Below are 24,643 nucleotides of genomic sequence, written 5' to 3'. Positions count from 1 at the left end.
TCAGCTCACGTCCGACTTCCAGGCGTCGTGCAGCTGGATCCGGGAGGACGCGTCGAACGCGACGCCGTGCGTCGTCGCGCCCGCGGCGAGCACCGAGGTCAGCTCGACGACGGGCACGAAGAACCCCTGCTTCACGAGCTGCTCCTGCGCCTGCTCGACGAGCGCGGTGCGCTTCGCGGGGTCCGGCTCGGCGGCCTGCCCGGCCAGCAGCGGCTCCAGCGGGGTCTGGGGAATCCGGTAGAAGTTGGACCCGGCCGTCGAGAAGGAGCTGCGCAGGATGTCCGGGTCCGCGCGGGTGATGTTGAACCAGAAGGACGTGAAGTCGCCGCTCGCCTGGATCTGGGGGGTCTGCGAGATCGGGTACTCCTGCACCCGGACGTCGATGCCGACCACCCGGGCCTGCTGCTGGATCAGCTCCAGCGCCGGCTTGTTGGTGGCGGCCACGGTCGCGAAGGAGATCGGCAGGGTGAGCGGCTGACCGCCCTTGGCCCGGATCCCGTCCGGCCCCGGCACCCAGCCCGCGGCGTCGAGCAGCGACTTCGCCTTCTCCGGGTCGAACGTCAGCACAGCCGACTCGTCCGCGTAGGACGGCGTGGTCGAGGCCAGCACGCTGGTGGCGGGCAGCGTCTGCGACGGGAAGACGCCCGCCACGATCTCCTGCCGGTTGATCGCCAGGCTCAACGCCTGCCGGACGGCCGGGTCGTTCGCCACGGGCTTGCTCTGGTTGAGCCCGATCCCGAAGGTGATCCCCGGGTTGGAGCGGGCCAGCAGCTGCGCGCCCGCCCCGGTCAGCGGGGCCTCGTCCTGCTGGCCGATGCTGCCGATCAGGTCGACCTCACCGGACTGCAGGCTGCCGGTGCGCACCCCGGACTCGGGCACGATCCGGAACTCGACCGAGTCCAGGTAGGCCTCGCCCTCGTGCGCCCACAGCGACGAGCCCCAGGTGTAGCCGGGCCGCTTGGCCAGGGTGATCGAGGCGTTCTGCGTGTAGCTCTGCAGCGTGAACGGGCCGGAGCCGACCACGCCCGCGCACCGCTCGTCGTCCGACTTCGAGACGCTCGCCGGGGCGAGGATGCCGAGGCTGTGCGTGGAGGTGCCCTGCAGGAACTGCACGTTGGGCTGGGTGAAGGACACGGTGAACCGCGTCGGGCTCTCGACGGTCGTGCCCGCGTACCCGGCCAGGTAGCCCTTGGGCAGAGTGCCGCGGACGCCGAGCTGCGGGACGCGGTCGAAGTTGGCCTTGACCGCGTTCGCGTCCAGCGGGGTGCCGTCCGAGAAGGTCACGCCCTCGCGCAGGGTGAAGGTGTAGCTCGTCGCGTCCGGCGAAGTCGTCCAGGAGGTGGCGAGCCAGGGCTTGAGCTCCCCGCTCCGGGGGTCCTGGTCGGTGAGCGAGTCCACGAGCTGGCGGACCGAGTAGATCGTGTCGTTGCTGCCGACCTGCTGCGGGTCGACGCAGCCCGCGTCGCTGCCGACGGCGACGCGCAGGGTGCCGCCGGGCTGCGGCGGGCCGGCATCGACGGACCCTCCGGCGGCTCCGCTCGAGCCGCAGCCCGCGAGCGCCAGCGCGGCGGTGGTGAGCAGGGCGGGCAGCCGGGCAGGAGTGCCCGGCGTGGTCGTGCGGTCATCGGTCTCGTTCCTTCGAAGGGGGACCGGCCGGGCGGCCGATCGCGGGGATCGGGTGCCGGTCCGGAGGCGGAGCGGTGCGGAAGGCGCCCGCGATCCCGCAGCTCCGGGATCACCTTCGCCACCACCTCGTCCAGCCCGACGGGGCTGGCGTGGGAGCCGAGGATGTACCCGTCGACGGCGCGTTGCTGCACGTAACGGTCGATCTCGGCGGCCACCCGGGACGGCGTGCCGACGGACACCGCGCGGTCGAACACGTGCGTGACGACCTCGCGCAGCGACCACCCGTGCTCGCGCCCGATCGCCCGCCGGGCCCTCGGCGGTGGCGTGCCCGTCCTGGGTCGGCGGGGCCCGCCCGCGGATCCACTCCGGGGCCTCGGGGGTCGGAGCGAGGGTCGGGGACGGGTCCGTCCGGGTCGACCGCGGACAGGTCGCGGTTCCACACCATCTCGGCCGGCACGACCGCGGTGAACGGATCGACCTGGCGGCTGCGGACGTCCCGGGGCCGGTCCCGCGCCTCGGCCTCGGTGTCGCCGAGGATCACCGCCGCCGAGGGCGGCATCTCGACCTGCTCGAGATCGCGGCCGACCTTCGCCACCCGCGCCTTCCCGTCCCACAGGAAGCGGCCGGTCGCCGGGTCGGCGACGACGGCGTCGGAACCCCAGGAGTCCCACAGCGCCCGGACGGCGTCGAGGGTCTCCCCCGCCCGTTCGTACCGCCCGGAGTGGGCGAGGAGCCCGCCGCCCCGGAAGTTCTCCCCGGTGTCGGCGTCCGAGCTGGTCACGACGTTCCAGGCGGCGCGGCCGCCGGACTATGGCCGGTCCGCGGACCGTGAAGGACCGACCCGAGAAGTCGATCGTGTACATCCGGGGTGGCCTCGTCCGCGCGGGCGGAGGTCTGCACGCGCCAGCCTGCCCGGCCGAGGCTGTCGTGGTCCAGAGTGGCGAGGCCGAGGCCGTCGTCGATCGTGACCAGGTCGAGCAGACCGCGCTCGGCCGCGCGGGCCGGCGCCGCCCGGTAGCGGGCGGTGAAGAGCAGATCGGGCCGGGCGCCGGGCTCACGCCACGCGGCCGGGTGCCAGCCGGCGCCGTCGAGCGCGACGCCGAGGTGGAAGGGGGCCATGAGGGCACACCACTCCTGCGGGAGAAGGGACGGGACGAGACCTCGTCAGGCCCGACAGCCCGCGCTCGCCGTCCGCAGGAGATCCACGTGTCGGCGCTGCACCCCGACGAACATTCCCCGCCTCCATCGCACCCGGCCTTAGCACCCGCACCCGCGGACGGGGGGTTGCTGCGGCGTCGTCGAGCCAGGTCTCTCGGCCGCTCTCAATGGTGTGATCCCCGAGGGATCCCCTGCACTGTATGTCGCCCGACCCGGCCGACGTCAATCATCGGGGTGAGGACTGTGACCCAGGCCGCCGTGTGCTGTCCGGACACCTTTCCGACACTCCCACCAGCCGAAACCGTTCGCGGTTCCGCTCCGCAAAGGACCGGACCGAGCACGGCGTCGTGGTTCCCCCTCGCCCTCGGCCCGCGTCCCCGGGCCTGCGCCCGGCCCGGAACGCGGACAGGGCCCGTCCCCCCGAGGGGGAACGGGCCCTGTCCTGGTGTCGGATCAGATGATCCGGACGCCCTGGGCCTGCGGGCCCTTCTGGCCCTGGCCGATCTCGAACTCCACGCGCTGGCCCTCGTCCAGGCTGCGGAAGCCGCTGGCGTCGATCTCGGAGTAGTGGACGAAGACGTCAGCCCCGCCACCGTCCTGCGCGATGAAGCCGAAGCCCTTCTCGCCGTTGAACCACTTCACAGTTCCCTGTGCCATGTGTGTCTCCCTCTCAGGTGGTTAGACCCGCACCCTGTGTGCGGACCCGGCCGGCCCTGGAGGCGATACGTGCACGTGTCCCCTGGGGGACCCGGTACGACTCACCGCCAACTGTTCCTGCGGCGTGCGTACACGAGCACCGAAACTGAACGACCTGGAACCAGCATAGCCCGTCCGGGCATGAGCCCGACAGGGCCGGGTATCCGCCCCGCGTCACGTCGTTCGCTTCAGACCCCGGCGGATCCCCGCGCGACACACCAGTCGACCGACAGGATTCCCATGTACCTGCACGTGCAGCGCCTGATCAACGAGATCGTCCCCGACGAGCCGGACCCGGCCGCCGCCAACGCCCTCCAGGAGGGTCTGGGCGGACAGTTCGGCGAGATGCGCACGATGATGCAGTACCTGTTCCAGAGCATGAACTTCCGCGGCGCGACCGCGAAGCCGTACCGCGACCTGCTGCAGGGCATCGGCACGGAGGAGATCAGCCATGTCGAGCTGATCGGCACCACGATCGCCCGGCTGACCGACGGCTCGCCCCGCTACAAGGGCTCGGCGACCAAGCCGGTGGACGAGCCCGGCAAGGGCGGCGCCACCCCGCTGGCCGACGCCCTGAGCATGGGCAACATCCACCACTACCTGGTCGGCGCCCAGGGCGCCCTGCCCGTCGACTCCGCGGGCAACCCGTGGTCGGGCTCGTACGTCTACAACAGCGGGAACCTGGTCCTCGACCTGCTGTACAACCTGATGCTCGAGTCGACCGGCAGGCTGCAGAAGTGCCGGATCTACGAGATGACCGCGAACAAGACCGCGCGGGCCACGCTCGCGTACCTGATCGTGCGCGACCAGGCACACGAGAACGCCTACGCGAAGGCGCTGGAGAGCCTGGGCATCGACTGGGGGAGGACCCTGCCGATCCCGAAGACCGACGCCGAGCGGTTCCCGGAGGTGAAGACCCTGCTGGAGCAGGGGCTGCACCTCACGCAGTACACGTTCAGCCTCGACGACCTGTCCGAGGCCGGGAAGATCTTCCGCGGTGAGGCACCGGCCGCCGTCGGGGGTGGGACGCTCCGCACCGAGCAGATGCCGAAGGGATTCCCGATGGACATCGCCGTCGAGCGCCCGGAGGAGTTCGCGCCGGGTCTGGACGCCGGGCTGCTCGAGCTCGTGCAGCAGACCGCCGAGCTCGAGCTCGCCGACGCGGACCGCCCCGCGGGGAGCTGACCGTCGTCGGGCCCGGCCGGATCCCGGTCGGGCCCGACGCGCCGCGGCGAGGGCCGCGCCGTTCAGCGCGGCCCACCCCTGGGCGACGACGAGGGTCTTGCGCTTCGCGTCGGCGGGCAGATCGGCCAGCCCGAAGGCGACGGCGTCGCCCAGGTCGGAGGCGATCCGCGCCGCGAGCGCGAGCTGCAGCGCCGAGCGGGACGGGGCGAGCGCGATCGCGGCGCCCGAGGCGAGGTCGCGCACCCCGACCGCGCGGGTCAGCAGGTCGGTGCGGGGAGACTCGCCCAGCCCGGTGGGGCGGGTGAGCAGGACGGGCCTGACGAGGGTGGCCGCGGCATAGGCCGCGGTGGCCACTCCGAGGGCGCGGATGAGGCGGGACATCGGTCCTCCGAGAGGTGTGGGTGACCAGCGCGCCGTCCCGGACCCGGGCGCGGGCACCCGGCCCTCCTCGAACTCGCCTACGAGGCGAACCGCCCGCCGTCGGCGGAGTGCCAGGGCCCGCAGCGGCAGGTCGTCCGTCACCGGCACGGCACCTCGGGTCGCCATGCGATCGACCCTGGGACGCGCTCGGGCGGGCGCCCTCCCCCACCCTCGGCCATCATCGACGGATGCCGAAGTACCGGGTCAACGACGCCGCGGTCGAGTACGCCCACCACCTCGTCGATGCGCGCCGCTACGTGCTGCGCAGCCGGTGGCGGGACGTCCAGCCCTCGGCCGCGGACGGCACCCGGTACCTGAGGACCCACACCTGGGCGGAGTACGGCGCCTGGCACCTCGCGCTGACCGAGGGGGCGGCGGAGGAGACCAAGCGCCGCTACGCCTTCGTCTTCGGCGACTTCACCCGCCTGCACCGCATGGGCATCATCAGCTGCCACTACCGCGCCGCGGAGTGGGGGCACAAGGAGGTCGAGCTGGCGGCCCACGACCTGCTGCAGTACCTGGACGACTCACGCCGTTAGGGAGGGCGCCGCCCGTGGACGTTCCCGGGGCGACCGGGCAGGGTGGGGGTCATGACAGAGGTGTCGGCCGAGGACTTCGGCTTCATCCGACGGCAGGTGCGGGAGTTCGTGCGCACCGACGTCGTGCCCCGCGAGACCGAGATCATGCGGGAGGACCGGATCCCGGACGACCTGCGCCGGGCCGCCGCGGAGATGGGCCTGTTCGGCTATGCGATCCCCGCCGAGTGGGGCGGGCTCGGGCTCGACCTGACCCAGGATGTCGAGCTGGCCATGGAGCTCGGCTACACCACCCTGGCCCTGCGCTCGATGTTCGGCACCAACAACGGCATCGCCGGCCAGGTGCTCGTCGGCTTCGGCACGGACGAGCAGCGCAAGACCTGGCTCGAGCGGCTCGCCTCCGGCGAGGTCGTCGCGTCCTTCGCCCTCACCGAGCCCGGCGCGGGCTCCAACCCCGCGGGCCTGCGCACCCGCGCCCGCCAGGACGGGACCGACTGGGTGATCGACGGGCGGAAGCAGTACATCACCAACGCCCCGCTCGCGGACCTGTTCGTCGTCTTCGCCCGCACCGCCGACCCGCAGCCGGGCGACCCCGGCATCGCGGTGTTCCTCGTCCCCGCCGACACCCCCGGCCTGACGGTCGGGCCGAAGGACCGCAAGATGGGCCAGGAGGGCGCCTGGACCTCCGACGTGACCCTCGACGGGGTCCGCGTCCCGGCCGAGGCACTCGTCGGCGGGCAGGAGGCGGCCGGGTACAAGGCGGCGATGACCTCCCTGGCGCGTGGCCGCGTGCACATCGCCGCGCTCGCCGTCGGCACCGCGCAGCGCGCGCTGGACGAGTCGGTCGCCTACGCCACCCAGAACACCCAGGGCGGCACCCCGATCGGTGAGTTCCAGCTGGTCCAGGCCATGCTCGCCGACATGCAGACCGGTGTGCTGGCCGGCCGGGCGCTGGTCCGCGAGACCGCCGGCGCCTACGTCTCCGGCGAGGACCGGCGCCTCGCCCCGTCGGCCGCCAAGCTGTTCTGCACCGAGATGGTCGGGAAGGTCGCCGACCTCGCCGTCCAGGTCCACGGCGGGGCGGGCTACATGCGGGAGATCCCCGTCGAGCGCATCTACCGGGACGTGCGGCTGCTGCGCCTCTACGAGGGCACCAGCGAGATCCAGCGGCTGATCGTCGGCGGCGGGCTCGTCCGCGCGGCGCTGCGGTAGGGCGGGCTCAGGAGGCGGGCGGCTCGATCCCGGTCAGGTCGAGGACGCGCGCGGCCGGAGTGCCGGGTCGGGCGTCGAGACGGATCCTGACCCCGCGCTCCGCGGCCTGACGGACGAGGTCGACCAGCATGCCGACACCCGCGCTGGCCAGGTAGCCGACGTCGTCCAGGTCGAGTCGGACCTCCTCGCCCCGGCTCGCCCCGTCGACGAGGCGCAGGAGCTCCGCGCCCAGGCCGCCGACCGTGGCCAGGTCGACCTCCCCGCGGATCCCGACCCGCACGGTCCCGTCCTCGCGGTGGACCCGCAGGTCCGGGACGAGGGGCGCGAGGCCGGTCGACGGCGCGGGCGGCGGAACCGCCCCGGCCGACTCCGGCGCGACGACGAACCCGATGACCGTCCCCAGTGGACCGGGCTGGACCGTGACCTCCCGGCCGAGCGCGCGGATCAGGTCCAGGCCGCGCCCGCGGTGGCCCTTGTCCGCGGGCGCGGGCCGCCAGGTCCCGTGGTCGGTGACGACGACGTGCACCGCGCCGTCCCCGCGCAGCGCGACGCGCAGGTCGTAGCTGCCGGGCGCGTCCGGGTAGGCGTGGTCGACGACGTTGGCGGCGGCCTCACCGAGCACCAGCTGCAGGTCCTCGACCAGCAGCTCGTCCAGGGCGGCCAGCCGGGCCCACTCCGCGATCCGCCTGCGCAGCCCGCGCAGCTCCCCGGCCTCGGCCGGGACGGTCGTGACCAACGGCGCGGGCAGCAGCCGCACCGCGACGACGGCGATGTCGTCCGGGTGCACGTCCTGCTCCCCGAGCCGGTCCAGCAGCCCGTCGACCAGCTGCTCGGGCGGGGCGTCCGCGAGGTCCTCCGCGGCGGTGCGCAGCCGCTCCAGACCCGTGTCCAGCAGCTCGCCGCGCCGCTCGACCAGGCCGTCGGTGTAGAGCAGCAGGGTGGCACCGGGCCGGACGACGATCGTCCCCTCGCTGTACGGCGGGCGCCCCCGTATGCCCAGCACGGGCCCGTGGCCGCCCTCGAGGAACCCGGCGCCGGTGCTGTCGACCAGCAGCGGGGGCAGGTGCCCGGCGCGGGCCCAGCGCAGCGTGCGGGTCTCCCGATCGAGGATCAGGCAGGCCGCCGTCGAGGCCTGCGCGCCCGGGACCCAGGAGACGTACTCGTCGAGCGTCTCGAGCGCCTCGGCGGGCGCCCGCCCCTGGCGCAGGGCGCCGGACAGCGCCACCCGCAGCTGCCCCATGACCGCGGCGGCCGCCGCCCCCTGCCCGACGACGTCCCCCACCGCGAGGGCGATCCCCGCCCGGCCGCCCGCCAGCGAGACGGGGAACAGGTCGTACCAGTCCCCACCCGCCTGTACCCCGGCCGCGCCGGGGCGGTAACGGGCGGCGACCGCCAGCCCCTCCAGCGGCACGACCTCGCGCGGGAGCAGACTGCGCTGCAGGACCGCGGCGATCTCGTGCTCGGCCTCGTGCAGCCGGGCACGGTCGAGCGCCTGCGCGCACTGCGCCGCGACGGTGAGCAGCGCGGCCCGGGCCTCGTCGGACAGCGGCGGGGCCACGCCCGACGTGCCGGGCGCGGCGGGGAACCGCAGGCCCAGGGCACCCAGGATGGTGCCGCCGAGGTCGAGGGGCACCGCGACCTGGTCCGGCAGCTCGATCTGCCCGGTGCGCAGCCTGCGGTGCCGCCACGCCTGCTCCGAGCGCTCCCCCACCCAGACCGGCCGCCCGGTCCGGGAGGCGTGGGCCAGGGGGTGCCCGGCCGCCAGCGGCACCCGGTGCACGTCGACCGCCTCCGAGGACGCGAGGATCTCCAGCTGCCCGTCGCGCACCAGGACGACCGCGGCCTCCTCGGCCCCGATGTCCACCGCGTGGTCGAGGATCACCCGGCCGACCTCGGCCGGGGTGACCGCGCGGGAGAGCGCGGACACCACCATGCTGAACTTCTCGGCCGCCAGCCGGGCGTCGCTCTCCGCGGCGAGCAGCTCGGCCCGGCGCAGCGCCTCGGCACACTGCTCGGCGAGCGAGAGCACCGCGGCCCGTTCGGTGTCGGTCAGCACGCGCTCGGCGACGAACGCGATCGACACGACGCCGATGCACCGGCCCGCCACCACCAGGGGCACCGAGGACACCGCGCCGTATCCGTACTCGCGCCGGACGAGCTCGTCGATCTGCGGGTAGCGCGTCCGCCAGTCCTCGTCCCTCTCGACCCACATCGGCTTCCGGCTGCGGACGGCCTCGGCGGTCGGGTCGTCGGAGTCGGTCGGCAGGGTGTTCCAGTCCCGCTCCACCCGCGGGTCCCAGCCGCGCAGGGCCAGCGCCTCGAGCACCCCGTCGGCGCGCAGCTCCCACACCCCGACCGCGGTGGCCCCCGTGAGCTGCGCGAACTGCTCGGTCGCGACCTGGGCGACCAGGGTGGGTGTCGGGGCCGCCGACAGCGCCGCCGTGGCCTGCTGCAGCAGCGCGAGCCGGGCGGTGGTCTCCTGCTCGCTGGCGAAGAGCTGCGCGTTGTCCAGTGCGACGGCGGCCCGCGCACCGATCTCGTCCAGCAGGGCGAGGTCGTCGTCGTCCTGCGGCGCGGCGGGCGCGGTGCGGGCCGCGGCGAGGACCCCGGCGATCCGTCCGCGCGCCGCGAGCGGGACCAGCGCGACGCTGCGCAGCGCGAGCCTGCGACCGAGGTCCTGCTGCACCGGCGGGCCCTCGGAGAGGAGCCCGCCGTCGCCGGGCAGCACGACCGGCAGTCCCTTCGTCACGACGTCGGCGAACCAGCGCGGGCCGACGTCCACCTGGCGCAGCAGCTCCCTCGTCTCCTCGTCCCGGGTGGCCACGGCGACCACCTCCGGGCCCGTCCCGTCGGTGACGACGAGCCCGGCCAGGTCCGCGACGCCCTCGTCGACGAGGCTGCGCACCAGCACCTCGCGGCGCTCGTGCACGGCCGCCGCCCGGTCCATCGCCGCGCCGACCTCCCCGACGACCCGCTGCCGCTCCTCCTCGCGGTAGCGCGCGTCGATGTCCAGACAGCCGCCGACGTAGCCGCCGCCCGCCGCCCCGGGCCCGGCCACGGGGACGCCCCGGTCGAGCACCCAGAGGTACCGCCCGTCGGCACGGCGGAGCCGGTACTCGACCTCGAAGCCCGCGTTCTCCCGGGTCGCCGCGGCCCGCCGCGCGTCGTAGTGCTCGAGGTCGTCCGGGTGGACGAGCGAGCGCCAGCCCGCCAGGTCCATCGCCCCGGTGTAGTCCCGCCACGCCTGGTTGACGAACGTGCGGTCGCCCTCGGGACCGTCCACCCAGATCAGGGCCGGGGTCGCGTCCGCGAGCATCCGGAACCGCTGCTCGGCCTCGGTTCGGGCCCGGCTCAGCCGCAGCGTCCCGTCGACCCGGGCGAGCAGCTCCGGGGCCGCGAACGGCTTGACGAGGTAGTCGTCCGCCCCCGCGACGAGCCCCTCGACCGCCGCCTCCTGCCCCGCACGGGCGGAGAGCAGCAGCACCGGCACCCGCGCCGTGCGCGGATCGGCCCGCAGCCGCGCCAGCAGCTCCAGGCCGTCGATGCCGGGCATCATCACGTCGGTCACCAGGATGTCCGGCGGGTCCGCCAGCGCGGAGTCGAGCGCGGACCGCCCGTCCGGCACGGCCTCGACGGTGTACCGGTCCGCCAGCAGCCTGCGCAGGTAGTCCCGCATGTCGGCGTTGTCGTCCGCGACGAGCACCCGGGAGAACTGGGCCTCTCCCGCAGCGGGCTCGCCCGGGCCCGGACCGGTCGCGGGCAGCCAGCGCAGCGACTCCGCGACGAAGGGCGCGGCCAGCCGCGGCTCGGGCGCGTCCGCCTCGATGTCCGCGGCGTCGACGATCCGGTCCGCGGGCAGGTGGGCGGTGCCCGTCGGCACCTCCACGGTGAAGGTCGTGCCGACCCCGGGCGTGCTCTGCGCGGTGATCCGCCCACCGTGGAGGCCGACGAGCTCGCGGACCATGGCCAGCCCGATCCCGCTGCCCTCGGCCGAGCGCGACCGCACCCCGGTCACCCGGTGGAAGCGCTCGAACAGCCGCGGCATCTCCGACTCGGCGACCCCGACCCCGGTGTCGGACACGGTGAGCCGCACCGCACCCGCCACCTCCCGCAGCACCACCCGGATCTCGCCGTCGAAGGTGAACTTGAGCGCGTTGGACAGCAGGTTGAGAACGATCTTCTCCCAGCTGTCCCGGTCGACGTGGACCGGCGCCGTCAGCGGCGGGCAGTCCACGACGAAGCCGAGCTCGGCGTGCTCGACGGCGGAGCGGAAGGCCCCGGCGAGCTCGTTGGTCAGCCGGGCGAGGTCGACCGGGCCGAACCGGGCGTCGATCCGGCCCGCCTGCAGCCGCGAGTAGTCGAGCAGGCTGTTGACCAGCTTGCCCAGCCGCATCCCGTTGCGGTGCACCACGTCCAGCTCGGTGCGCAGCCGAGCCGGGTCGACCGGGCCGGGGTCCGCCTCGCGGCGCAGGTCCTCCAACGGGCCCATGATCAGGGTCAGCGGGGTGCGGAACTCGTGGGAGACGTTGGAGAAGAAGTCCGTCTTGGCCCGGTCCAGCTCGGCCAGTGCCTCCGCGCGGGTCCGCTCGGTCTCGTAGGCGCGCGCGCTGCGCAGGCCCGAGGCGATCTGCGCGCCGAGCAGCTCGACGAAGCCGCGGTAGCCGTCGTCGAGGGCGCGGTAGGGGTTCAGCCCGGCCACCAGGAACCCGGCGACGGCCCCCTCCTGCGCCGAACCCAGCGGCAGCACGATCGCCTGCTCCGGCGGCCGGTCCCAGGACCCGGTCGGCAGGTCCGGGAGCAGCGCGGATAGACCGTCGACGACGACCGGGTGCCCGTCCAGCACCTCCGGGCGGTGCCACGGGTGGTCGGCCGCGAGGGTGTGGGGCGCCGCCGCCGAGCCCTCCTCGACGCCGACCGCGCAGGCCAGCCGCGCCGCCCCGCCGTCCGCGGTCAGGTAGACGGCGGTGAACGGGAGGTCGCGGGTGCGGCGCCCGAGCTGGTCGCCGACGGCGTCGAGGACCTCCCGCTCGGACCGCGTCGAGGTCAACGCCGCCGACAGCGCCCGGAGGGTGTCCATCCGGCGCTCGGACAGCACCCGGTCGGTGTTCTCGGTGACGACGCAGAGGAAGCCCGCGGTGGCGCCCGTCTCGTCGGCGAGGGGGCTGTAGGAGAAGGTGTGGTAGGTCTCCTCCGGGTAGCCGCTGCGTTCGAGGAACAGCAGCAGGTCGGAGTCCCAGGTGGCCTCGCCGGTCTCGAGGACGGACTCGATCCGCGGGCCGATGTCCGGCCAGATCTCGGCCCACACCTCGCGGGCGGGCCTGCCCAGCGCCCAGGGGTGCTTGGTGCGCAGGGTGTCCCGCTGGTAGGCGTCGTTGTAGAACACGACGAGGTCCGGACCCCAGCCCATCCACATGGAGAAGCGCGACCCCAGCAGGATCCGCACGACGCTGCGCAACGCCGCGGGCCACGTCTCGGGGTCGCCGACCGGGGTCGCCGCCCAGTCCCGCTCGCCCATCACCGCGCCGACCTCGCCGCCGTGGGCGAAGAGGCTGCCCGGGTCCTCGGGCGGTGCGGACATCGGTGCTCCCCTTCCGTGGTCCGACGTGCAGGGGAGGACCGGGTCGGAAGCCTAGTAGCCCCCGGGCCGGCCCGCAGCCCGTCCGCCGGGAGCGTGTCGAGTGCCTGCGAGCGGGTAGCCGACGGCATGGAGGACAACCACATCGACACCCCGCTCGTCCGCAGCTTCGTCGCGACCCTGCGCTCCGCCGAGCAGGCGGACGACGTCGCCGACCTGGCCGCGATGTTCACCGACGACGCCGAGCTCTTCCGACTGGACGGCGCCGGTCTGCGCCGCGGTGACGCCCGGGGATTCTGGGAGAGCTACCGGGCCCAGTTCAGCGAGGTGCGCACGGTCTTCACCAACGCCGTCGAGACGGACGCCGAGGCCGCGCTGGAGTGGCACAGCTCGGGCACGCTGAGCGACGGCAAGCCCTTCACCTACGAGGGCTCGACGTTCCTCACCCACGACGGTGAGCACATCACGGGCCTGCGGACCTACTACGACACCGCCGCGTTCCTCGAGGTCACCGCGGGCACCTGACGCCGTGGCGGAGGGCGACACGATCGCCCGCCCGGCGCGTCGACTGCACGCGGCGACGGCGGGCGTCGAGGTCGCGCGCAGCCGCTTCCGTCATCCCCGCGTCGCCACCGCCGACCTGGCCGGGCAGCGGATCGCGGGCTGGGGGTCGCACGGCAAGCACCTGCTGATGCGGACCGACGACGGCCTCACCCTGCACTCGCACCTGCGGATGAGCGGGCGGTGGTCGGTGCTGCGCCCCGGTCGCCGACCTCCGCCCCGACTCGACGTCCGTGCGCTCCTCGTGCTCGCCGACGGCCGTTCCCTCGCCGGTGTCGCCCTCCCCGTCCTGCAGCTGGTCCGCACCCGGGACGAACGCCTGGTCGTCGGGCACCTGGGCCCCGACCTGCTCGCCGACGGGTTCGACCCGGCCACCGCGGTCGTCCGGCTCCGCGCGGGCTCGGACACGCTCGTCGGCGCGCTGCTGGACCAGCGGCGCCTGGCGGGTCTGGGCACCATGTGGGCGGGCGAGCTGTGCTTCCTGCACCACCTCTCCCCCTGGACCCCGGTCGCCGGGGTCGACCCGGCCCGCCTGCACGCCCTGGTCGACGACGCTCGGGCCCGGCTGAGCACCGCCGTCACCGACAACCCCCGCCAGGTCACGACCGGCGATCCCCGTGTGCCGCACTGGGTCCACGGCCGCGCGGGCCGCCCCTGCCTGCGCTGCGGGACCCCCGTCGCCTTCCGCCCCGCCGCCCGGGCCGCGCACGGTCGCGAGACGTGGTGGTGCCCGGGCTGTCAGAGCTGATCCGGGTCGTCGGGCCCGCACGGTCTCCGCGTCGCCATGCCGCGCCGACGTGACGGCACCGGATCTCCGCACGAACGGCACTCTCGTGCGGTAGGTCCGCACCAGAGTGCCGTTCGTGCGGTCAGCTTTGCCCAGCCCGGGCAGGGGGTGGGCGGCCGAGGGCTGGAATCCCGCACTCGTGCAGGCGAGGGTGACGAGCTGGTGGTAGTGGCGTCCCGACGGTCCATGAGCCGCTGCAGCGCTCGAGAACATGGTCGCGGACCGCATGGTGGGCCTGCGGCGGGTGCCCGCGGGCGATCCGGAGGTCATGACCCGGATGTTCCGGTGAGTCGGCGCCACAGCCATCCCGTCGGCTCCCGACGCCCGGTGCGCACGTAGGCGGCCGCGGCGTCGATCAGCATCGTGGTGTCCAGGGCGCGCGCGGCGGCGGGTTCGGCGGCCAGCAGGAGCTCGTCGTCCAGGCGGAGGAGGACCTCGTCGTCCGGAGCCATCAGGCTCTCCTCGGCGCCGTCGGCGCCCCGCCTCAGGACCATCAGCACGATCACGGACAGCCGGGTCTCGCGGTCCTCGGGATCGCGCAGCACCCGCCCGAGCCGGGCCTCGCCCGTGGCGAGCCAGTCGACCAGCGCCGGGGCCTCCTCGCGGTTGAGCCGCACCTTCGTCAGCCGGGCCAGCCGGTGGCCGCACTCGGTGGTCATCCGGTCCACCAGCGCGGCGGCCCACTCGTCCCCCTGCGCGGGCACCTCCTGCAGGAACCGCCAGAGCAGCGGGGTGCTGAGCTGCGCGAAGACCTCGTGCGCCACCACCTCGGCCGGGACGAGCAGCGAGTCGACCTCCATGGCGGCGAACAGCGGCGCGCTGGCCGCCCGGTTCTGCCGGGCCGTGACGAAGAGCCCGGGGTTGATCCGCCGGGCGTCGGCGACCAGCGAGAGGTTGGTGGTGTCGTTGTCCGTCCCGGCGACGATCCCGACGGCGTCCGCGATCCCCGCCTGCTCCAGCGTGGCCGCGTCCGCACCCGAGCCCTCCACCATGCGCACGCGCGCGTCGGGTGAGGTCACCGGACCGGTCTCGACCACCGTGACGTCCAGTCCCTCGGCGCGCAGGTCCCTGGTGACCTCCCGGCCGAACCGGCCGTAGCCGAACACCACCCAGCGTCCCTCGCCGGGCGGGCGGCCGCGCTCGGGCAGCTCGGCGCCCGGCCCGCTCTCCAACCACGTGATGAGCTGGAACGAGGCGGGCGCGCGCATCGCGACGCGGAGGTGGTCGCCGAAGCGGTCGAAGGCGTTGACCACGCTCGGCGTGCCGAAGGCGTCGATGCGGTCGGCCACCGCGGGCGAGACGGTGCGCGCGATCACCTGCACGTCCGGGCGCAGCAGGCCCGCGGTCATCGCGACGGCGAGGTTGGCCTCGTCGTCGTCGGTCAGGGCGAGCACGGCGACGCACCGCGGGTTGCGCAGGCCCGCCACGCCGAGGTGTCCCGGGTCGCGCCCGTCCGCGACCAGCCCCGGGATGTCGCCCCGGTACGACCCGAGCTCGAGGGCGTCGATCCGGTCCTCCGCGATGTCGATCACCACGACGTGCTTGCCGAGGTCGTCGAACGACCGGCACAGCAGCTCGCCGGTCCGGCCGTGCCCCACGATGAGCAGGAACGGCTCGCGGATCCGCCGGACCTCGCGGGTGAAGCGCTGCAGTGCGACCGCCCGGCGGAAGGCGCGGTCCTGCAGCAGGGCCAGCAGCGTGCCGATCGCGTAGGCCCAGCCGATCACGGTGAGGTAGATGGCCGCGGTGACCCACAGCCGTTGGGCGGCGGTGAACGGGTTGGGCAGCTCGCCGAAACCGATGGTCGAGGCCGTGTAGCTCATGAAGTAGAAGGCGTCGAAGAAGCTCATCCGGGTGGGGGCGCCGGTGGCGTCCTGCCCGGGGATGAGGTGCAGCCCGAGCACGCTGACCGCGAAGATCGTGATCAGCACGATCAGCGGGGTGCGCATCCGGCGCAGGATCAGGAAGATCGTGGCCTCGGCCTCGACCGCCGACGCGAGCGGCACCCGTCGGCGCAGCCGCCGCGACGGCGCGGCCGGGTCGGGGTCGCGGCCCAGCAGCCTGCGCCCCCACGACCGCACGGCGCCCACCCCTACCGCCGGTGGTAGGAGACGGTCTCGATCACCAGCAGCACCACCGACACCACGTTGGCGACGAGCGCGCCGCCGGACAGCGACACGACGCTCGCCGTGGCGGCCGGGCTCAGGCTGTCCGACGCGATGTGGACGTAGTACGTCCAGGTCAGCGCGGCGGCGACGAGCTGGAGGTCGGCGACGAGGCTGGTGGCGAGGTGCACCGCGCCGATCTGGGTGCGGTCGCCGAACTTGAGCACGGTCGCGATCAGGCTGACCACGATCGCGGCGAAGAGCTCGTAGATGTTGTGCAGCGCGGGATCGGCGATGTCGCCGATGAAGAAGCCGAAGTTCAGGGTGGCGGCGAGCAGGACGAAGAAGCCGAAGACCACCTTCTCCAGATTCATGTCCCCACCCTTCGAGCCCACGGTCGGGTCCGCAGGCTCCCCCTCCGGGCCGACGGTCGGGTCCGCAGGCTCCCCCTCCGGGCCGACGGTCGGGTCCGCAGGCTCCCCCTCCGGGCCGACGGTCGGGTCCGCAGGCTCCCCCTCCACCCGACCGGCGTCAGGATGGCACGTCCGTCGCCACGCCGCGCACGGAGGATCATGCCGGTTCCCGCCTGCGGTCCAGCCAGGCCATCACCGGCGTCGTCGCGACGCCGTGGACCACGACCGACACGACCACGACGAACCCCACCGCGGCCCACACCCGGTCGATGTCCGCGAAGCCGGCCTCGGACGAGGCGTAGGCGATGTAGTAGAACGTGCCGATCCCGCGGATGCCGAACCACGCGATGGCCTGCCGTTCACTGCGCTCCCCGCGGCCGCGGCGCAGCGCCAGCGTGGCGACGACCGGCCGGATCACCAGGACCAGGGCCAACCCGAGCACCACCGTCCGCCAGTCCAGTGCCGCGAACAGCCCGCGCACGATCGCGCCGCCGAGCAGCACCAACAGCAGCACCGTGAGCAGCCGTTCGATCTGCTCGACGAAGTCGTGCAGCACCTGATGGAACTCGTGGCGGCGCTCCGCGGACCGGATCGACCGCGCGCACACGAACACGGCCAGGAACCCGTAGCCGCCCGCGACCTCGGTCAGGCCGTAGGACAGGAAGGTCGCGGCGAGCGCGGTGAAGCCCTCCGCGTGCGAGGCCATGTGCAGGACCTTCGACCGCGGCCGGAAGAACAGCAGACCCAGCAGCCTGCCGGTGACCACCCCGCCCACCACCCCGACGGCGATCTTGACCAGGACGTCCCAGGCGAACCACTCCAGCAGCCCGCCCATCGTCGCGCCGACCGTCGCGAGAGTGATCGCGAGGTAGACGAAGGGGAAGGCCAGCGCGTCGTTCAAGCCGGCCTCCGAGGTCAGGGCGAAGCGGACCTCGTCCTCGCCGTCCTCGTCCTCGCTGGGCTCCCCCACCTGTACGTCGGCCGCCAGGACCGGGTCGGTCGGGGCGAGGGACGCCCCGAGCAGCAGCGCCACCGCCGGGGCGAGACCCAGCCACCACCAGCCCAGCAGGGCCGCGGCCCCGATGGTCACCGGCATCACGATCGCGAGCAGCTTCCACGTGGACGACCAGGTGCGCCAGGAGATCGGCCGGTCGAGCTTCAGCCCGGCGCCCATCAGCGCCACGATCACGGTCACCTCGGTGAGCCGCTCCGCCACCACGGGATGGGCGATCGGGTCCGGGTCGGGCAGTCCGAGCGGGAGCGCGAAGAGCAGCACGCCGAGCCCGAGGAAGACCATCGGCATGGACAACGGCCGATGCGCCAGCAGCCGGGGCAGCAGGCCCGCGAGCAGCGCACCCACCCCGACCAGTGCATACGTCAGATCCAGCAGGTCCACGCCAGCCCCTCACGGCCCCGCGGCCAGGTCTGGACCGGGCACGTCGCCGCGGTCGTCACCGGGAGTGGGGATAGCCCGATCCGGGCGGGCGAAACACGAGAACCCGGCGCTGTCCGGCCCCACCCCGCACACCGACCACCGGCCGCGCAGCAACCGGGACTGGTGGCCGAACCAGGTCGACCTGGGCGTGCTGAACCGGACCTCGCGGGCGTCGGACCCGCTGGGCGAGGACTTCGACTACAAGACGGCCGTCGCGCAGCTGGACTTCGACGCCGTCAAGGCCGACATCGTCGCGGTCATGCGCACCTCGCAGGACTGGTGGCCCGCGGACTGGGGGCACTACGGCCCGCTGTTCATCCGGATGTCCTGGCACGCCGCAGGCACCTACCGCCAGCTCGACGGCCGCGGCGGCGCGGGCGGCGGCGAGCAGCGCTTCGCCCCGCTCAACAGCCGGCCGGACAACGGCAACCTCGACAAGGCGCGGCGGCTGCTGCTGCCCGTCAAGCAGAAGTACGGCCGCAGCCTGTCCTGGGCGGACCTGCTGGTGCTCGCCGGCAACGTCGCGCACGAGGACATGGGCTTCGAGACCTTCGGGTTCGCCTTCGGCCGCGAGGACAGCTGGCAGCCCGAGGAGGTCTTCTGGGGGCCGGAGGACACCTGGCTCGGCGACGAGCGCTACGGCTCCGACGCCCCCCTGGAGCTCGAGGGCGCGCTCGGCGCCGTCACCATGGGCCTGATCTACGTCAACCCGGAGGGGCCCAAGGGATCCGCGGACCCGGTCGCGTCGGCCCACGACATCCGCGTGACGTTCGGTCGGATGGCGATGAACGGCGAGGAGACCGTCGCGCTGATCGCAGGCGGTCACACGTTCGGCAAGGCGCACGGCAACGGGAACCCGGACCTCGTCGGGCCGGAGCCCGAGGGCTGCCCGGTGTTCTCCGGCGGCCTGGGCTGGCCGAACCGGAACGGCACCGGCAAGGGCGCCGACACCGTGACCAGCGGGCTGGAGGGTGCCTGGACGCCCAACCCCACCCAGTGGGACAACGGCTACTGGGACATGCTCTTCGGCTACGAGTGGGAGCTCACGCGCAGCCCCGCGGGCGCCAAGCAGTGGAAGCCCAAGGAGGCCGAGGGCCAGGAGCTCGTCCCCGACGCCCACATCGAGGGGAGGAGGAACCCCCCGATGATGGCGACGAGCGACCTGTCGCTGCTCGCCGACCCGGAGTACCGCCGGATCTCCGAGCGGTTCCGCGACCACCCGGACGAGTTCGCCGAGGCCTACCGCCGCGCGTGGTTCAAGCTGCTGCACCGCGACATGGGCCCGCTCTCGCGCTACGTCGGTCCGTGGGTGCCGCGGGAGGAGCTGCTCTGGCAGGACCCGGTCCCGCCGGTCGAGCACGAGCTGCTCGCCGAGCCGGACGTCGCGGCCCTCAAGCAGCGGATCCTCGACTCCGGGCTGTCGGTCTCCCAGCTGGTGCACACCGCCTGGTCGGCCGCCGCGTCCTACCGCGGCACCGACAAGCGGGGTGGCGCCAACGGCGGACGGCTCCGCCTGGAGCCGCAGGCGAGCTGGCCGGTCAACGCGGGCACCGCCGAGGTGATCGCCGGGCTGGACGAGGTGCGGTCGGCCTTCGGCAAGCCGGTCTCGATCGCCGACACGATCGTGCTGGCCGGTGCCGCGGCCGTCGAGAAGGCGGCGGCGGACGCGGGCGTCGAGGTCACCGTGCCGGTCGCCCTCGGCCGCACCGACGCCTCCCAGGAGCAGACGGACGTCGAGACGTTCCAGTACCTGGAGCCCCGCGCCGACGGGTTCCGCAACTGGATCGACCCGGAGGCGAAGCTCGAGCCGGAGACGCTGCTCGTCGACCGGGCGTACATGCTCGAGCTCACCGCCAAGGAGCTGACCGTCCTGATCGGTGGCCTGCGGGTGCTGGGCGCGACCACTGACGGCGTGACGCACGGCGTGTTCACGGACCGGCCGGGCGTCCTGTCGCAGGACTTCTTCACGACCCTGCTCGACCTCGACGTCGAGTGGAGCACGTCGAAGGACTCGGCCGGGGTCTACGAGGCGCGGGACGCCCGGGGCACCGTGGTGCGCACCGCCACCGCGGTCGACCTGGTCTTCGGCTCGAACTCGATCCTGCGCGGGATCGCCGAGGTCTACTCCTCGGCGGATGCGAAGGAGCGGTTCGTCCACGACTTCGTGCAGGCCTGGGACAAGGTCATGAACCTGGACCGGTACGACCTGCGCTGAGCCCGTCCGCCGACGCCCCGACCCGCTGCGGCGGGGCGTCGGTCGTTCGAGCGCGGGTCAGCGCACGTGAGGGGCCCTGCCCGTCTCGACGACCTGGTCGGCGACGTCGCGCAGCTTGAGGTTCAGCCGCTGGGAGGCCCGGCGCAGCAGCGCGAAGGCCTCGTCCTCGTCGACGTGCTCGCGGGCCATGAGGACGCCCATCGCCACCCCGATCCGGCGGTTGCTCTCCAGCGCCGAGGCGAGCTGCTCGGCGCGGCGCTCGTGCTGGACGGCGGTCAGCGCGACGGCGCCGTGGGCGGCCAGGATCGCGGCGACCGCGCACGAGTGGTCGTCGAAGGCGTCCGCCGTGCGGGAGTACAGGTTCAGGGCGCCGATCGTGTCCCCGCCGAGGAACAGCCGCACGGCGAGCATGCTGCGCACGCCCGTCTCGGCGGCCGCGCGCGCGGCGGAGCGGGGCCAGCGCGACTCGACGGCGAGATCGCCGGTCATGAAGACGTCGTGCGTGCGGATCGAGTCCAGGCAGGGGCCCTCCCGCACCTCGTACTGGAGCGCGTCCACCCGGACCGGCACGTCGTCCGTGGCCGCCACCGTCCGGATGACGCCGTTGTGCACGACCAACGAGATCGCCGCGTGGTCGCAGCCGTCGACCGTGTGGGTCGCGGTGCGGGTGATGCGGTCCTGGGTCGGCCCGGCCCCGTCCTCGGCCTGCAGCTGGCGGGCGATCACGGAGAAGTCCCTGGCCAGGAGCTCGTCGTGAGGGTCGCTCATCATTCTCCGGTGATCCGTCGTCGGGGCCCGGCCCGCACGGCGCACCCGCGGGACGCGGGAGCGGGCGGCGGGCGCGTGGTCAGGGCGCAGGGTGCGACGAGGGCCGGGTCGGACTCCACAACGGCACCTCGGGTGCCGGGGCCCCACCGTACCGGTCGGGTGACCGGGTGGCAGGCCGCGGTGACGCGGCCGGCGCGGGGATCCGGATCCACGCTTCGGCCCGCCGATCCGGGCTACCCCGTCCCCACACCGGTCGCCTCAGCGCTCCCCCGGCCGTTCGTACCGAGAGGAACCCATGTCCGCATCCGGCGTTCGCCCGCTCGACCCGTCCCGCTCCCGCCCCGACACGCCGCTCGTCGGCGTCCCGGGTCTCGGGCTGTCCGCTGCCACCCTGCGCCCGGTCCTGCACCGGCTCGGCGGAGGCACCGTGGTCACCCTCCCGGGGTTCGGCGAGCCGGTGCCCCGGCACCTCCCGGTGGACCCGCAGACCCAGGCGGGTCGGCTGCTGGACCGGGTCACGGAGCTCGGGATCGACACCTGCGTCCTGCTCGGGCACTCGGCGAGCTGTCAGGTCGTGGTCGAGGCGGCGGCCCGGGCACCCGGCGTCGTGGCGGCGCTGGTGCTGATCGGCCCGACGACCGACCCCCGGGCCCGGACCCGGTCGCGGCTGGCCGCGCGCTGGCTCCGCACCTCCGTGCACGAGCGTCCCGCGCAGGTGCCGCTGCTGGTCCGCGACTACGCCCGGACCGGCCCGACCGCCATGGTCCGCACGATGGGGGCGGCCCGCAGGCACCGGATCGAGACGGCACTGGTCGGCGTCTCGTGCCCGGTCCTCGTCCTGCGCGGCCCCCGGGACCGCATCTCCCCCGCCGACTGGACCGACACGCTCGCCCGCGTCGCTCCGCACGGGGCCTCGACCACCCTGGAGAGCGGAGCCCACATGGTGCCGCTGACCGAGCCGGACGCCCTCGCGGCCGCGATCGGGGCGTTCCTCCGGACCGCGGCCGATGGCCGGGTCACCGGCCACCCCGCCGCCTGACCGTCGTCAGCCGTGCCAGTCCAGGCACACGACGGTGGCGTCGTCCCGGAGGTCGCCGCCGGTCGCGGCCAGCACCTCCTCGCCGAGGGTGTAGACCACCTCGCGGGGGTGCCGGTCCGCGGTGTCCGCCAGCAGGGCCTCGACGTCGAGGGCCTCGGCGTTGCGTTCCAGGATCCCGTCCGTGACCAGGACGATCCGGTCCCCCGGGCGCAGGTCGAGATGCTGCACGGTGAATCCGTGGCCCGCGTAGAGGCCGAAGGGGAGGTCGATCGCGAGGTCGACCACCTCGGCCCCGCCCGCGCGCACCCGGTACGGCAGCGGGTGTCCGGCGTTGACGATCGCGAGGCGGGCGCGGGCCCGGTCGACGCGGACGAGCTGGCCGGTCACGAACTCGCCCGGCTGCGAATAGCCGACGAGCGCGTCGTTGGCCGTGGTCGCCTGGTCCCGCAGGTCGAGCCGGTGGCGGCGGCCGTTGCGCAGGCTCCCGACCAGCACCGTGGCGAGCAGGGCGGCGGTGACGTCGTGCCCGACGGCGTCGGTGATGGACAGGTGCAGGCTGTCCCGGTCGAGGGCGTAGTCGAACGTGTCGCCGCCGACGGCGTTGGCGGGCTCCAGCCAGCCGGACACGGTGAACTGCCCGGCCTCACAGGTGAACGCGCTGGGCAGCAGCCTGCGCTGGATCTCCGCGGCGAGCGAGAACGGGGCGCTGCGCTGCGCCCACTCGAAGAGGTCGGTGTGCCTGCGGGCGCCGACCACGACGTAGGCGAGCGCCCGGGCCGCGGCGGCGATGCTCGCGATGACGGCCTCGTCGGGGACCCCCGGTGTGTACACCTCGACGAGGCCCATCGTGTCCCCGCGGTCGGCCACCGGCACCACGAGCCTGCTCCCGTCGGGACCGGAGCGCAGGTCGGGGCGCTGCGAACGGAGGACCCGCTCGTAGACGGTGCCCGCCAGCCGCACCACGGGCACGTCCTCGGCCCGGTGGTGGAGCCTGGCCGCGTTGGCGTTCGTGCCCCCGAACCGCGCGACCGCCCGCCCGCTGAGGTCCGTGATCCAGAACCAGACCTCCGTCGCGGACAGCATCTCGGCCATGGCGTCGGCCATGACGTCGATCGCCTCGACCGGCGAGGCGGACTCGGCGCGGTCCAGGAGCTCCCGCAGGTCCAGCGGTGGGACCCGCGGAGACGACATCCGGCGAGACTAGTGCGGGCGGGAGGATCAGCGGCGGTGCTGGCCGTCGTCCACCTTCACCACGGTCCCGGTCACCGCCTCCGACGCGGGCGAGCACAGGTACAGCAGGGTGGAGTCGAGCATCTCCGGCCGCGGGAACCGGTTGCGGGGCCAGCCCGCGGCCATCTCCTCCTCCGACGTCTTCAGCCGGTCGATCATGCCGTCCATCATCTCGGTGAGGAACGCTCCGGGCGCGATGGCGTTGACGTTGATCCGGTACTTCGCCCACTCCACCGCGTGCACCTCGCTCATCCGCTCGACGGCGGCCTTGGTCACCGAGTAGAGGCCCGCGGCCCCGTCGTGGCCGTAGTCGTGCGCGCTGAGAGAGGAGATGTTGACGATCCGGCCCGGCCGGTCCGCCGCGATGAGCCTGCGGGCGACCTCCGTGGACAGCTGCCACGGCCCGCGGACGTTGGTGGCCAGCACCGCGTCGACGACCTCGAGCGGCATGCGGTGGGCCCGCTTGGCGTCCGGGATGCCCGCGTTGTTGACCAGGACGGTGACCGGACCCAGGCCCGCCTCGACCGTGTCGACCGCGCCCGGGATTTCGACGGCGTCCGCGATGTCGAGTGGCACCGCCAGGGCTCGCCCGCCCGCCGCCTCGATCTGCTCGACCAGCTCCTCGAGCCGCTCCTTCCGCCGCCCGGCGACGGCGACCGCCGCCCCCGCCCCGGCCAGCACCGTGGCGAACCGGTGTCCCAGCCCCGATCCCGCGCCGGTCACCAGGGCCACCTCGCCCGCGAGCTCACCGCTCATGTCGCTCCCTCTCGTCGAGACCCTGCTCGGTGCCTGCCTCGGTACCGACCTCGGTACCGACCTCACCGCCAGCCGTAGGTCGGCGTGCGCTTCTCCAGGAACGCCTGCGCCGCCTCGGCGCGGTCGGCGGTCATGGAGGACAGGATCTGCTGGCGGTTCTCGAACTCCACCGCGTTGGTGAAGCTGGGGTTCTCCACCGACGCCCACATGCCCTGCTTGGTCAGCTCCACGGAGAACGGCGGGTTCAGCAGGATCTCGCCCGCCTTCTCCAGCGCGACGTCCATCAGGTCCTCGGGGTCGACGGCGTCGGTCACCAGCCCGATCCGCAGCGCCTCGGCGGTATCCCACCGCCGCCCGGTCAGCATCAGCTCGTGCGCCCGCCCGGTCCCGACGATCCGGGGCAACAGCCAGGACAGCCCGATGTCGCAGGCGGAGAAGCCCGCCCGGATGAACCCCACGGCGAACACCGCGCCCGTCGCGGCGAGCCGGATGTCCGAGGCGCAGGCCAGCCCCCCGCCCGCGGCGGGGCCGTTGATCGCGGAGATCACCGGCTGTGGGAGCTGGTGGAGCTGCACGGCGAGCCGGGCGATGTCACGCTGCCGGTCCAGCCCGGCGATCGGGTCGATCCGCGCTCGGGGCTCCTCGTCCGCGCCGGTGTAGCCCCGCAGGTCCAGTCCGGCGCAGAAGCCGCGCCCGGCGCCGGTCAGGACCACGACCCGGCAGGTCCGGTCCCCCGCGAGGCGGGTGAGCTCCGCGGAGAGCTCGGCGACCATCTCGGCCGTCAGCGTGTTGAGCCGGTCCGGCCGGTTCAACGTGATCCGGACCACGCCCTCGAGAGGCCTGTCGCTGACCATCACCGCCATGTCATCCCCCATCGGGCCGCGTCGCCTCCGTCACTCACACACTTTGTCGATCGTTCGTTAATC

General features: G+C 73.9%; 19 protein-coding genes and 1 riboswitch. Of the genes, 7 read left to right on the top strand and 12 right to left on the bottom strand.

Annotated features, from left to right (window positions below):
* The 4 genes from ABD993_RS08905 to ABD993_RS08895 form a co-directional block, all read right to left on the bottom strand.
* Positions 1 to 1,398 (bottom strand): ABC transporter substrate-binding protein, encoded by a 1,398-nt coding sequence (locus ABD993_RS08905; RefSeq protein WP_345414596.1) that lies wholly within the window; start codon positions 1,396 to 1,398, stop codon positions 1 to 3.
* A 1,005-nt stretch (positions 1,399 to 2,403) separates the two neighbouring features.
* Complete coding sequence (locus tag ABD993_RS08900) at positions 2,404 to 2,745, bottom strand: hypothetical protein (RefSeq protein ID WP_425568922.1); 342 nt, start codon at positions 2,743 to 2,745, stop codon at positions 2,404 to 2,406.
* 45 nt (positions 2,746 to 2,790) lie between these two features.
* Positions 2,791 to 2,859, bottom strand: coding sequence for a putative leader peptide (locus tag ABD993_RS36650; RefSeq protein WP_425568924.1), 69 nt, complete (start codon positions 2,857 to 2,859; stop codon positions 2,791 to 2,793).
* 6 nt (positions 2,860 to 2,865) lie between these two features.
* Positions 2,866 to 2,958: riboswitch (SAM riboswitch) on the bottom strand.
* Positions 2,959 to 3,237: 279 nt separating this feature from the next.
* Positions 3,238 to 3,441: a cold-shock protein gene (locus ABD993_RS08895; RefSeq protein WP_345414594.1), complete on the bottom strand. Its 204-nt coding sequence runs from the start codon at positions 3,439 to 3,441 to the stop codon at positions 3,238 to 3,240.
* Positions 3,442 to 3,720: 279 nt separating this feature from the next.
* Between ABD993_RS08895 and ABD993_RS08890 the strand changes: the two genes are divergently transcribed.
* From ABD993_RS08890 to ABD993_RS08880, 3 genes are all read left to right on the top strand, one after another.
* Entirely contained in the window at positions 3,721 to 4,665 is a 945-nt protein-coding gene (locus ABD993_RS08890) for a manganese catalase family protein (protein WP_345414593.1), read from the top strand.
* 608 nt (positions 4,666 to 5,273) lie between these two features.
* Entirely contained in the window at positions 5,274 to 5,624 is a 351-nt protein-coding gene (locus ABD993_RS08885) for a hypothetical protein (RefSeq protein WP_345414592.1), read from the top strand.
* Positions 5,625 to 5,675: 51 nt separating this feature from the next.
* Positions 5,676 to 6,833, top strand: coding sequence for an acyl-CoA dehydrogenase family protein (locus ABD993_RS08880; RefSeq protein WP_345414590.1), 1,158 nt, complete (start codon positions 5,676 to 5,678; stop codon positions 6,831 to 6,833).
* Between the two features lie 7 nt (positions 6,834 to 6,840).
* Here the strand turns inward: ABD993_RS08880 and ABD993_RS08875 are convergent, their stop codons facing one another.
* Positions 6,841 to 12,411, bottom strand: a complete 5,571-nt coding sequence (locus tag ABD993_RS08875; protein WP_345414589.1) for a SpoIIE family protein phosphatase — start codon at positions 12,409 to 12,411, stop codon at positions 6,841 to 6,843.
* Between the two features lie 126 nt (positions 12,412 to 12,537).
* On the opposite strand from ABD993_RS08875, the gene ABD993_RS08870 reads away from it, so the two are divergent.
* Positions 12,538 to 12,933 carry a nuclear transport factor 2 family protein gene (locus ABD993_RS08870; protein WP_345414588.1) on the top strand — a complete coding sequence of 132 codons (396 nt, stop codon included), beginning with the start codon at positions 12,538 to 12,540 and terminating at the stop codon, positions 12,931 to 12,933.
* A gap of 4 nt (positions 12,934 to 12,937) precedes the next feature.
* On the top strand, positions 12,938 to 13,717 hold the full coding sequence (locus ABD993_RS08865) for a DNA-formamidopyrimidine glycosylase family protein (RefSeq protein ID WP_345414586.1): 780 nt from the start codon (positions 12,938 to 12,940) through the stop codon (positions 13,715 to 13,717).
* 305 nt (positions 13,718 to 14,022) lie between these two features.
* On the opposite strand, the gene ABD993_RS08860 is transcribed toward ABD993_RS08865, so the two are convergent.
* Genes ABD993_RS08860 through ABD993_RS08850 form a run of 3 tightly spaced genes read right to left on the bottom strand, consistent with a single transcriptional unit; the run spans position 14,023 to position 17,670 of the window.
* Positions 14,023 to 15,837: a potassium channel family protein gene (locus ABD993_RS08860; RefSeq protein ID WP_345414585.1), complete on the bottom strand. Its 1,815-nt coding sequence runs from the start codon at positions 15,835 to 15,837 to the stop codon at positions 14,023 to 14,025.
* Positions 15,838 to 15,848: 11 nt separating this feature from the next.
* The gene (locus ABD993_RS08855; protein WP_345414583.1) at positions 15,849 to 16,382 is read right to left on the bottom strand and encodes a DUF6394 family protein; all 534 of its coding nucleotides are present in this window, start codon (positions 16,380 to 16,382) and stop codon (positions 15,849 to 15,851) included.
* 49 nt (positions 16,383 to 16,431) lie between these two features.
* Complete coding sequence (locus tag ABD993_RS08850) at positions 16,432 to 17,670, bottom strand: cation:proton antiporter (RefSeq protein ID WP_345414582.1); 1,239 nt, start codon at positions 17,668 to 17,670, stop codon at positions 16,432 to 16,434.
* Here ABD993_RS08850 and katG point away from each other — a divergent pair.
* Complete coding sequence (gene katG / locus ABD993_RS08845) at positions 17,576 to 19,924, top strand: catalase/peroxidase HPI (protein WP_425568921.1); 2,349 nt, start codon at positions 17,576 to 17,578, stop codon at positions 19,922 to 19,924. The genes ABD993_RS08850 and katG overlap by 95 nt on opposite strands.
* 57 nt (positions 19,925 to 19,981) lie before the next feature.
* Here the strand turns inward: katG and ABD993_RS08840 are convergent, their stop codons facing one another.
* Positions 19,982 to 20,692: a GAF and ANTAR domain-containing protein gene (locus ABD993_RS08840; protein ID WP_345414578.1), complete on the bottom strand. Its 711-nt coding sequence runs from the start codon at positions 20,690 to 20,692 to the stop codon at positions 19,982 to 19,984.
* Between the two features lie 295 nt (positions 20,693 to 20,987).
* Here ABD993_RS08840 and ABD993_RS08835 point away from each other — a divergent pair, with 295 nt between their 5' ends.
* Positions 20,988 to 21,731 carry an alpha/beta fold hydrolase gene (locus tag ABD993_RS08835; RefSeq protein WP_345414577.1) on the top strand — a complete coding sequence of 248 codons (744 nt, stop codon included), beginning with the start codon at positions 20,988 to 20,990 and terminating at the stop codon, positions 21,729 to 21,731.
* A 6-nt stretch (positions 21,732 to 21,737) separates the two neighbouring features.
* Here the strand turns inward: ABD993_RS08835 and ABD993_RS08830 are convergent, their stop codons facing one another.
* The 3 genes from ABD993_RS08830 to ABD993_RS08820 all read right to left on the bottom strand — a co-directional run bounded on the left by ABD993_RS08830 (position 21,738) and on the right by ABD993_RS08820 (position 24,592).
* Complete coding sequence (locus ABD993_RS08830; protein WP_345414575.1) at positions 21,738 to 22,922, bottom strand: PP2C family protein-serine/threonine phosphatase; 1,185 nt, start codon at positions 22,920 to 22,922, stop codon at positions 21,738 to 21,740.
* Between the two features lie 27 nt (positions 22,923 to 22,949).
* Positions 22,950 to 23,717: an SDR family NAD(P)-dependent oxidoreductase gene (locus ABD993_RS08825; protein ID WP_345414573.1), complete on the bottom strand. Its 768-nt coding sequence runs from the start codon at positions 23,715 to 23,717 to the stop codon at positions 22,950 to 22,952.
* A 62-nt stretch (positions 23,718 to 23,779) separates the two neighbouring features.
* Positions 23,780 to 24,592, bottom strand: a complete 813-nt coding sequence (locus ABD993_RS08820) for an enoyl-CoA hydratase/isomerase family protein (RefSeq protein ID WP_345414571.1) — start codon at positions 24,590 to 24,592, stop codon at positions 23,780 to 23,782.
* Between the last annotated feature and the right edge of the window lie 51 nt (positions 24,593 to 24,643).

It is taken from the genome of Pseudonocardia xishanensis, from assembly GCF_039541715.1.
GTDB classification, from domain to species: domain Bacteria; phylum Actinomycetota; class Actinomycetes; order Mycobacteriales; family Pseudonocardiaceae; genus Pseudonocardia; species Pseudonocardia xishanensis.
Note: the sequence above shows the minus strand (reverse complement) of the source record. Positions and strands in the feature narration are given on the sequence as shown.